Source organism: Streptomyces sp. BE20 (assembly GCF_036322525.1).
Taxonomy (GTDB): domain Bacteria; phylum Actinomycetota; class Actinomycetes; order Streptomycetales; family Streptomycetaceae; genus Kitasatospora.
This window is the reverse complement of sequence record NZ_JAQYWW010001223.1, coordinates 469971-479305: the sequence shown is the minus strand read 5'-3', so window position 1 is coordinate 479305 and position 9335 is coordinate 469971. Positions and strand designations below refer to the sequence as shown.

The 9335-nt window shown below is 73.0% G+C and carries 8 protein-coding genes; 4 read left to right on the top strand and 4 right to left on the bottom strand.

From position 1 onward, the window contains the following. Positions 1–99: 99 nt before the first annotated feature. The 3 genes from PUR61_RS44530 (at position 100) to PUR61_RS44520 (ending at position 4223) form a co-directional block, all read left to right on the top strand. Positions 100–1290 (top strand): cytochrome P450, encoded by a 1191-nt coding sequence (locus PUR61_RS44530; protein ID WP_329885666.1) that lies wholly within the window; start codon positions 100–102, stop codon positions 1288–1290. A 63-nt stretch (positions 1291–1353) separates the two neighbouring features. Continuing rightward, complete coding sequence (locus tag PUR61_RS44525) at positions 1354–3168, top strand: phytoene desaturase family protein (protein ID WP_329885665.1); 1815 nt, start codon at positions 1354–1356, stop codon at positions 3166–3168. Beyond that, positions 3165–4223: an MDR family NADP-dependent oxidoreductase gene (locus tag PUR61_RS44520; protein WP_329885664.1), complete on the top strand. Its 1059-nt coding sequence runs from the start codon at positions 3165–3167 to the stop codon at positions 4221–4223. Before PUR61_RS44525 ends, PUR61_RS44520 begins: the two co-directional genes overlap by 4 nt. An 86-nt stretch (positions 4224–4309) precedes the next feature. Here PUR61_RS44520 and PUR61_RS44515 read toward each other — a convergent pair whose 3' ends face one another. From PUR61_RS44515 to PUR61_RS44505, 3 genes are all read right to left on the bottom strand, one after another. Next, the gene (locus tag PUR61_RS44515; RefSeq protein ID WP_329885663.1) at positions 4310–4894 is read right to left on the bottom strand and encodes a TrmH family RNA methyltransferase; all 585 of its coding nucleotides are present in this window, start codon (positions 4892–4894) and stop codon (positions 4310–4312) included. Beyond that, positions 4891–5535: a class I SAM-dependent methyltransferase gene (locus tag PUR61_RS44510; RefSeq protein ID WP_329885662.1), complete on the bottom strand. Its 645-nt coding sequence runs from the start codon at positions 5533–5535 to the stop codon at positions 4891–4893. The genes PUR61_RS44515 and PUR61_RS44510 overlap by 4 nt, the downstream gene beginning before the upstream one ends. A gap of 138 nt (positions 5536–5673) precedes the next feature. Continuing rightward, positions 5674–6216, bottom strand: a complete 543-nt coding sequence (locus tag PUR61_RS44505; RefSeq protein WP_329885661.1) for a carboxymuconolactone decarboxylase family protein — start codon at positions 6214–6216, stop codon at positions 5674–5676. Between the two features lie 210 nt (positions 6217–6426). Between PUR61_RS44505 and PUR61_RS44500 the strand changes: the two genes are divergently transcribed. Beyond that, on the top strand, positions 6427–6618 hold the full coding sequence (locus tag PUR61_RS44500) for a hypothetical protein (RefSeq protein WP_329885660.1): 192 nt from the start codon (positions 6427–6429) through the stop codon (positions 6616–6618). Positions 6619–6704: 86 nt separating this feature from the next. Here the strand turns inward: PUR61_RS44500 and PUR61_RS44495 are convergent, their stop codons facing one another. Then, positions 6705–9287 carry a lysylphosphatidylglycerol synthase domain-containing protein gene (locus PUR61_RS44495; RefSeq protein ID WP_329885659.1) on the bottom strand — a complete coding sequence of 861 codons (2583 nt, stop codon included), beginning with the start codon at positions 9285–9287 and terminating at the stop codon, positions 6705–6707. Positions 9288–9335 lie beyond the last annotated feature (48 nt).

The window sequence follows — 9335 nt, the reverse complement described above, 5'->3', positions numbered from 1 at the left end:
CGGCCGCGCGGCAGCACCACTCCCGGCGCTCCCGCTGTCCCCGGCGCCCCTGCTACCCCCGCTACCCCCGCTACCCCCGCACGAGAGGCGGACCCCCTCATGCTCAGGCAGCACCAGCCGCTGTCCTACCCCTTCGAGCCGACCGGACTCGAACTCGACCCCACGTACGCGGAGTTGCGCGACAAGCCGCTGGTCCGGATCCGGATGCCGTACGGCGACGGCGCCTGGCTGGCCACCCGCTACGAGGACGTCCGGACGGTGCTGGCCGACCCGCGGTTCAGCCTCGCCGCCGCGATGGGCCGGGACCAGCCCCGGATGCGCCCGGTCGCCCGCACCGGCGCCGGCCTGTTCTCCACCGAGCCGCCCGACCACACCAGGCTCCGTTCGCTGGTGGCCCGGGAGTTCAGCGCCCGCCGGGTCGAGCGGCTGCGGGCGCGGGCCCGGGAGCTGGCGGACGAGCTGATCGACGGCATGATCGCCGCCGGTCACCCCGCCGACCTGGTCGAGGACTTCGCCATCCCGATGCCGACCACCATCATCTGCGAGGTGCTCGGCATTCCGGCCAAGGACCACCGGATGCTCTGGAGCTGGGCCGAGACGGTGCTCTCCGCCGTCACCCCCGGCGAGGTGCTCGCGGTCGAGGGCCAGGCGTTCATCGACTACATGGCGGGCGTGCTGGAGCTGCGCGGCCGGGAGCCGGGCGACGACCTGCTCACCGTGCTGGTCCGGGCCTGCCGCGAGCAGCGACTGATCGGTGAGGAGGAACTGCTCTCGATCGCCTGTGACCTGCTGATCGCGGGCTTCGTCTCCACCACCAACCAGATCGGCAACTTCTTCTACCAACTGCTCGTGAACCCCGAGGAGATGCAGCGCCTGCGGGAGCAACCCGAGCTGATCCCCAGGGCCGTCGAGGAGCTGATGCGGTACGTGCCGCTGCTCACCGGCTTCAGCCTGCCCCGGTACGCCACCGCCGACGTCGAGCTGGGCGGGGTGACCGTCCGGGCCGGCGAGGCCGTGATGATCGCCACCGCCGCCGCCAACCGCGACCCGGAGGTGTTCGAGGAGCCGGAGCGCCTCGTCCTGGACCGCCCGGGCAACCCGCACATCGGCTTCGGCCACGGCGTGCACTACTGCATCGGCGCCCATCTGGCCCGGCTGGAGCTCCAGGTGGCGATCGAGCGGGTGCTGGCCCGGCTGCCCGGTCTGAGGCCGGCCGTCCCCGAGCGCGAACTGCGCTGGAAGGAGGACGCGATGGTGAACGGCCTGCAGGCGCTCCCGATCGCGTGGTGAGCACCCTCCGACAACGGCAACGCAACGGCAACGCACCCAACGGTACGGACGAGGAAGGCTGGAATGACGACACGGGAACCGGACGCCAAGCGCCGACGGGAGACGATGATCATCGTCGGCGGCGGCCTCGGCGGCCTCTCCACCGGGTGCTACGCCCGGATGAACGGCTACCGGACGCAGGTCTTCGAGATGCACGAGATCCCCGGTGGCTCGTGCACCGGATGGGACCGCAGCGACTTCACCTTCGACTGGTGCATCAGCTGGCTGCTCGGCAACGGACCGGGCAACGAGATGTACCAGATCTGGCTCGAACTGGGCGCGCTCCAGGGCAAGGAGATGCGCCACTTCGACGTGTTCAACATCGTCCGGGGCAGGGACGGCCGGGCGGTCCACTTCTACTCCGACCCGGACCGGTTGGAGGCGCACCTGCTCGACCTCTCCCCGGCCGACGCCGCGCCGATCCGGGAGTTCTGCGCCGGCATCCGGACCTTCCGCAAGGCACTCGCGGTCTACCCGTTCCTCAAGCCCGTCGGGCTGATGGGCAGGCTGGAGCGCTGGCGGATGCTGGCCTCGTTCGTCCCGTACTTCAACACCATCCGCAAGTCGATCACGGTGCTGATGACGGACTTCGCGCTGCGGTTCCGCGACCCGCTGCTGCGTGAGGCGTTCAACTTCATCCTCTACGAGAAGCACCCGGCCTTCCCGGTGCTGCCGTTCTACTTCCAGCTGGCCTCGCACGCCAACCAGGCCGCAGGGGTGCCCGAGGGCGGTTCGCTCGGGCTGGCCCGGTCGATCGAGGAGCGGTACCGCAAGCTGGGCGGCGAGATCACCTACAACGCCAAGGTCGAGGAGATCCTGGTCGAGCAGGACCGTGCGGTCGGAGTACGGCTCAGTGACGGCCGGGAGTTCCGCGCCGACATCGTGGTCTCCGCCGCGGACGGCCACACCACGGTGATGAAGCTGCTCAAGGGCCGGTACCTCAACGACACCTACCGGCGGCTGTACACCTCCCTGATCGACGAGCCCGGCCAGCTGTCGCCCGGCTACGTCTCCCTCTTCCTGGGGCTGCGCCGGCCCTTCCCGCAGGGCGATCCCTGCACCACCTACCTGCTGACGGAGGAGCAGGCGCGGGAGCTGACCGGGATCCGCTGCCGTTCGATGAACGTGCAGTTCCGCACCCGGCACTACCCGGAGCTGGCGCCGCGCGAGTCGACGGTGGTGTTCGCGACGTACTTCTCGGACATCGCCCCGTGGCGGGCGCTGCACGAGGGGCCGGAGCAGTCGTCCCGGGTCCGGCGCGGCGAGGAACTGCACACGCTGCCGGTGAAGCACGGCCGGGAGTACATGGCGGCCAAGCGGCGGGTCCGCAACGGCATCGCCGGTTTCCTGGACGAGCGCTTCCCGGGTTTCAAGGACGCGGTGGCCGTCGCCGACGTGTCGACCCCGCTGACCCAGGTCCGCTACACGGGCGTCTACGACGGCACCTTCCCGGGGTGGAACCCGTTCGTGGAGGGCGCCGAGACGGTCGAGGCGGAGATCAAGAAGAGCGGTCCGGTGCTGCCCGGGCTGTCGGGCTTCTACCTCTCCGGGGTCTGGGCGACCATCGGCGGTCTGATCCGGGCGGCCGCCGCCGGCCGGCACGTCGTGCAGTTCATCTGCCGGGACGACGGTCTGGAGTTCGCGGCCGAGGTCGATCTGAGCGCGCCCCTGCCGACGCACCGGGTCATCCCGGTCGGCGGGCCGCCGCGGCAGGCCGGGCCGGCCGACGGGGGCGGCGAGGGCGGGGAGACCGGCGGGACGGGCGGGACCGGTGGGACCCCGGGGAAGCGTGACGCCGCGAAGGACACCGAGAACATGGAGACAGGAGCCCTCGCATGAGGATCGAGAAGTGGGTGGTCCGGGAACACCTGGACGGGGTGCCCGACGTCAACCGGATCTACCGGAAGGTCGTCGAGGACGTCGAGATCGACCTCCGGCCGGACGAGATGCTCTTCCGGACGCGGTACGTCTCGGTCGACCCGTACCAGAACGGGCTCGCCCTGGAGACACCGATCGGCCACCACATGGGCGCCGACTCGATCATGGAGGTGATCGAGGCCGGGCCGGAGGCGGCGTTCCGGGTCGGCGACCTCGTGCAGGGGTTCGGCGGCTGGCGTAGCCACGTCGTGCACAACGGTGCCGAGGAGCTGTGGAGGACCGGGACCTTCCCGATGGTCTTCCCGGCCTACCGGCGGCTCGACCCGGCCTGGTACGACGAGCGGCTGCCGGTCTCCACCGCCCTCGGCATCATGGGCGCGCCGGGGATGACGGCGTGGGGCACGCTCACCCGGTTCATGGCGGTGCGGCCCGGCGACACTGTGGTGATCAGCGGCGCGTCCGGCTCGATCGGCACCCTGGTCGGCCAGTTGGCCAAGCGGTCCGGGGCCGGCCGGGTGGTCGGCACCACCGCCTCGCCGGGCAAGGCCGAGTACCTGCGGGGGCTGGGCTTCGACGAGGTGGTCCTCTACGACCAGACCGACGACGCCGAGAAGGTCCGTCAGGCGCTGTCGCTCGCCGCGCCCGACGGGGTCGACCGGTACTTCGACAACCTGGGCGGCACGGTCACCGACGCGGTGTTCACCATGCTCAACGTGGACAGCCAGGTGGCCGTGTGCTGGCAGTGGGCGACCACGGTGAACGGAGATCTCACCGGACCCCGGTTGCTGCCGTACATCATGTTCCCGCGCACCACGATCCGCGGGATCTTCGCCCAGGAGTGGTTCACCGAGCCGCTGTTGGCGCAGATGCACCAGGAACTGGGCGGGCTGGTCCGGGACGGGGAGATCCGTTACCACCAGACCGTGCACAAGGGGTTCGACGAGATCCCGAAGGCGTACCGGAGCCTCTACGTGGACCGGGAGGGCAACCGGGGCAAGGTGCTCGTCGAGGTCTGACGCACGCCGCCGGCGGGAGGGGGCGTCCCCTCCCGCCGGCGGCGGGTCGGTCGTCGTGCCCCGCCGGAGCGGGTCGGTCGTGGCGGTCAGTCGTCGCCGAGGTCACCCTCGTCGGGACCGCCCGCGTCGGAGCCGTCCGGGGCTCCGGTGATCGCGTACCCCTGGCGGCGCGCCTCGTAGCAGGCGACCGTCGCGGCGGCGGAGACGTTCAGCGAGCCGACCCGGCCCAGCTGCGGCACGAACACCACCTGGTCGCAGAGCGCCAGCGCGTCCGCCGTCACACCGCGGTCCTCGTGGCCCAGCACGAAGGCGACCGCCGGGGTCAGCTCGGCGGCGAACATCGGCACCGCCTCGTCCGCCAGCTCCAGCCCGACGACCTTGAAGCCGTCGCCCTTCGCCGCGGCCACGGCCTCGGCGATCGTCGGGAAGTACTCGACCTTCAGGTACTTGTCGGTACCCATCGCGGCCTTCTGCGCACCCGCCGACCGCACCGACGGGGTGTCGCCGGTGAGGTACAGCTTCTCCGCACCCATCGCGGAGGCGGTCCGCACGATCGAGCCGACGTTGAACGGCGACTGCAGGTTTTCGAGGATCATCGCGAGCCGGAACTCGTTGCCACGCCGCCACTGGCGGTGCAGCCGCTTCAGTTCGGTCCCGCGGAGCTGCTTCACGACGTCGTACCTCGTCCACTCTCGGGGCCCTCGCCCGCCGTCGGGCGGGGCCGCGCTTCAAGAATCCGGAACCCGTTCACCGACGTGACGCGGGTGGTCGGGTAGCCCTGGTCGTTCAGCCACTGCTGCAACGAGTCCGAGCCCAGGTGCTTCTGGACCACCAGGAACGCCGAGCCGTCCGGGGTCAGCCGGCCGATCCACTGCTCCAGCAGGCTGCGCAGCGCGGTCTTGCCGATCCGGATCGGCGGGTTGGAGTAGATCGCCGCGAACCGCTGGTCGGCGGGGACCTCCTCGGGCAGTGCGGCCTGCACGTTGCCCAGCCGCAGCGCCTCGGCGTTCAACCGGACCAGCTCCAGCGCGCGGGTGTTGACGTCGACCGCCCAGACCGGCAGCCGTTTGCGCCGGCTGGCCCAGGTCAGGGCGATCGGGCCGTAGCCGCAGCCGATGTCCAGGATCGGGCCGCGCACCCGGGGCGGGGGCGCGTGCTCCAGCAGGATCCGGGTGCCCGGGTCCAGCCGAGTGCGGGAGAAGACGCCCGCGTCGGTGGTCAGTTCCAGGGTGAGGTCCGGCAGGGTGACCGTGATCGGGCGGCGTTCGCTGGCGACCTCGGGTGCACCGGTGAAGTAGTGCGAGCCGGACATGATTTCCCCGTCGTTCGTATGGGCCTCGGGGCCACCGGGAGGTGTGGGTAAGCCCTGCTGGTACGGCACCGATCGTACCCCCGGCGGCCTGTGACCCGTTCTCCCCGAGGACGGGGGTGCCGGTGGCGCGGCCGGCGGCTACCGGGTGCCCGGGGCCTTGCGGGTGGCCACGTTGATCCGGTTCCAGGCGTTGATCGTGAAGCAGAGCGAGATGAGCTGGGCGAGTTCCTTCTCCTCGAACAGTGCGGCGGCCCGCCCGTACACCGCGTCGGAGACGCCGCCGCCGATGTGGGTGATCTCCTCGGCCAGCGCCAGGGCGGCGCGCTCGCGGTCGCTGTAGACACCCTCCGGGGCCTCGTGCCAGACCGGGAGCAGGTAGATCCGCTCGTCGCTCTCACCGGCCTTGCGGGCGTCCTTGACGTGCATGTCGAGGCCGTAGGCGCAGCCGTTGAGCTGGGAGGAGCGGACGTGGACCAGCTCGATCAGGGCCGGGGCGAGGCCCTCCCGGGCGGCGGCGTCCAGGGCGATCATCGCGCGGAGGACCTTGGGGACGGTGCGGGCGTAGTCGAGGCGGCCGGCAGGCGGGTGCTCCTCGTGGGTCCGGGTCCGGGTCCGGTCCTGGTCCTGGGGCTGGTCCTGGGTCCGGGTCTGCGCGGCGTTCGTGTTCGTGTTCGTCGTCATGGCGAGGAGCCTAGGGAGCGGGTGAACCCCGTTCATGGTGCATTTACTGGTCTCTTTCGCGGGTCAATCCGCCACCGCCGGGCGGGCCCGCAGCGGCCGCGGACGTACGCCGGTCGGCGGGCGGCGCGTCGCGCCCGGGCGCCCGGCGGCGGATACTTCCAGTACCCCCACCGGACCCGAGGGAGCCTCCGAGCAGCGAGGACGGACGTCATGCCGCAGAACCACGAGGACTACCTGGACGAGGTCGCCGAGGCCGTGGAGCCGGACGAAGAGGTGGAGGAGGACGAGTACGACGAGCTCGCGGAGCGCCGGGCACTCGGCGCGGACCCGGCCACCGACGTCGCGGACGTCGCCGAGCAGAGCCGGGTGGTACAGCTCGACGAGGACGAGTACCGGGAGTAGCCGCTCACCGGAGCGCGCGCCGGGGCGCCCGGAAGCCGGGCCGACGCCGGTCGGAGGTCAGGGACGGCCGGGCCCGGCGGTCGGTGCTACAGGGCCCGGCGGCGCTGCAGCCAGGTGAACGCGGCCCAGCCGGGCAGCACCGGCAGGACGAGGGTGAGCAGCCGGTAGAGCGCGACGGCGGCCAGTGCCCCGCCCTCCTCCATCGACGCGGTGTGCTCCAGCAGCGCCACCAGCGCACTGTCCACGACGCCGGCCCCGCCCGGGGTCGGCGCCGCGCTGCCGGCCGCGTTGCCGATCAGGAACACCACCGCGACCGAGGCGAAGGCCGGCTCCCGCCCGACCGCCCGGGCACAGCAGTACAGGCAGGCGACCAGCGAGATCGAGACCAGCAGCTGGCCGGTGATCCCGACCGCCAGCCGCCCCGGGTTGCGGAGCAGCTCCAGCAGCCGGGGCAGGACCTCGGCGGTCAGCGGACGCAGCCTGGCGGCCAGCCACCGCCGGGCCGGCGGCACGGTGGACACCACGGCCAGCAGCACGGCCGCCCCGACGAGGCCGCCGACCACGGCGGGCAGGGCGTCCAGCTCGGAGCCGCCGGGTTCCAGCCCCAGCAGGTAGACGAAGGCGCCCAGCTGCAGCAGGTGCAGCACCAGGCCGAGGAGCTGGCCCACGCCGACGCTGGACACCGCCTGGGGGGTCGGGATGCCGGCCCGTTGGAGGAAGCGGATGTTCAGGGCGACGCCGCCCACCCCGCCGGGGGAGACCAGCTTCACGAACGAGCCGGCGACCTGGGCGAGCACCGCGTTGCGGAAGTCCAGCCGCTCCGGGACGAAGCCGACGAACCCCATCGCCGACATGACGTGGCTGGCGGCCGCGGCGAGCAGGGCGAGGACGAGCCAGAGCGGATCGGCATCGACGACGGCGGCGATCGGGTTCTGTTCGGTGGCGAAGAACTGGGGCAGCAGCAGCCAGCCGGCCACCACGCCGCCGCCGACCGCCAGGAGGGTGCGGGGACGCAGCCGCTCCAGCTTGACCGGGCGGACCGGTGCCTGCGGCCGGGTGCGGAGCACCTCGGTGCGGATGGCGTCGAGCAGGTCGGGAGGCGTCGCCGCGGCGGGCGCGCCGTCCGTGCCGGGCGCGCCGGGCGTGCCCGCTGTGTCCGGCGCGGGGCGCTGGGGCGGGACGGCCGCCGGGGCCGGTGTGCAGTGGGCGAGGGCGGAGGACTGCTTGAGGGCGTGCCGGGTGCTGCGGGACAGGGCGATCGGTTGCAGCAGCGGGAGGGCCGCGCCGACCGCGTCCGGGCCGAGTACCGCGACCGCGGCCCGGACCGAGCGTTCGGCGCCGGTGCGCAGCGCGAGGGTGGTGAGCAGCTGGGCGATGTCACAGCGCAGGACGAGGTCGCTCGCCGCGATGTCGCCGTCCGCGAAGTCCACCAGGTGCACCGAGCCGGCCCCGTCGACCAGCAGCGCGGACGGGACCAGCGCCCGGTGGGAGATCTCGCGCCGCTGGAGCAGGGCGAGCTGGCGCCAGGCGTCGACGAGCAGCGCGTCGGTGACCTCGTCGTCGGCGAGCAGGTCGAGGGTGCGGCCGGGCAGACGCTCGTACGCGACGAGTGCGGTGTCCCGGCCGAGTTCGGCGGTGGCGGCGATCCGGCAGGTGCGGACCCCGGCGGCGACGGCCGCGTACGAGACCAGTGCCTCGTGTTCCAGGCCGGTGCGGAGCGAGCGCAGCGCCCGCGGGTGCGGGGCGGTGCGCAGGCGCAGCCGGCGCCAGGCCCGTTGCACCAGGGCGGCGGTGACCGCCTGCCGGTCGAGTACCTGGACGTCGAGGTCGGGGCGGCCGGCCTCCTGGTGGACGAGGTAGCGGTCGGGGCCGGCCGGGACGGCGGCGACCGGGCGAAGGCCCGCCTCGCGCAGGGTGTGCAGGAGCTGCGCCGGCCGGGGCCGGGGGTCCGGGGTGCCGACGGCGTAGCGGGTGCCGTGGGCGGCCGTCCAGCCGATCAGCAGTCCGAGCAGCAGGGCGGTCGGGGTGGCGAAGCCGCCGGCGAGCCCGGCGAGTCCGGAGAGGGCGAGGACGGCTCGGGGCACCCGTCGTTCGCGGGCTCCGGACGCGGTGAGGAAGGCGAGGACGGGAGCGAGGTAGCCGTACACCGGTTCGGTGCGGGCGAGGGCGTCGCCGGGCAGGGGCTGGGTCAGCGCGGAGACCAGGGAGAACGGGGCGGGGCCGTCGATCCAGAGATCGATGACGAGCGAGACGCCGTACGCGAGGACGGCGGCCAGCAGGCCGTCGGCGAGGTGCTGGAGGACGTGCCGGCGGTCGGGCACCGCACCGAGCAGCCGCCGGGTCGCCGAGTAGGCGGGGACCAGCAGGAGGGCGGCGGTGGTGAGTCCGGCGGCGATGCCGGCGAGCGGGGGCGGCACCAGCTCGGCGACCTGGGCGACGTCGGCGGCGATGCCGCCGGTGGTCGCGCGGGCGTAGTCGGCGAGCAGGAGGGTGAGGGTGATCGCGCCCAGGCCCACGAGCAGACGGATCAGCGCCACGGGCTGCCGGACCCGGCCGGTGCCCGCGATGCCCGGAAGGTCGGGCGGGGCCCCGGCGCTGCTCGTCGGCGCCTGGTCGGGCCCCTCGGCGGTGGGGGTGCCACCGGTGTCGCTGTTCGTTCTCCCCGTCACGTCCACCACGGTTGGCATGCTCCCACGCCGGGGTCGGCCGCCGGGCGG

Coding starts and splice junctions, on each gene's coding strand:
- PUR61_RS44530 (WP_329885666.1), top strand. CDS start 100: ATGCTCAGGCAGCACCAGCCGCTGTCCTACCCCTTCGAGCCGACCGGA.
- PUR61_RS44525 (WP_329885665.1), top strand. CDS start 1,354: ATGACGACACGGGAACCGGACGCCAAGCGCCGACGGGAGACGATGATC.
- PUR61_RS44520 (WP_329885664.1), top strand. CDS start 3,165: ATGAGGATCGAGAAGTGGGTGGTCCGGGAACACCTGGACGGGGTGCCC.
- PUR61_RS44510 (WP_329885662.1), bottom strand. CDS start 5,535: ATGTCCGGCTCGCACTACTTCACCGGTGCACCCGAGGTCGCCAGCGAA.
- PUR61_RS44505 (WP_329885661.1), bottom strand. CDS start 6,216: ATGACGACGAACACGAACACGAACGCCGCGCAGACCCGGACCCAGGAC.
- PUR61_RS44500 (WP_329885660.1), top strand. CDS start 6,427: ATGCCGCAGAACCACGAGGACTACCTGGACGAGGTCGCCGAGGCCGTG.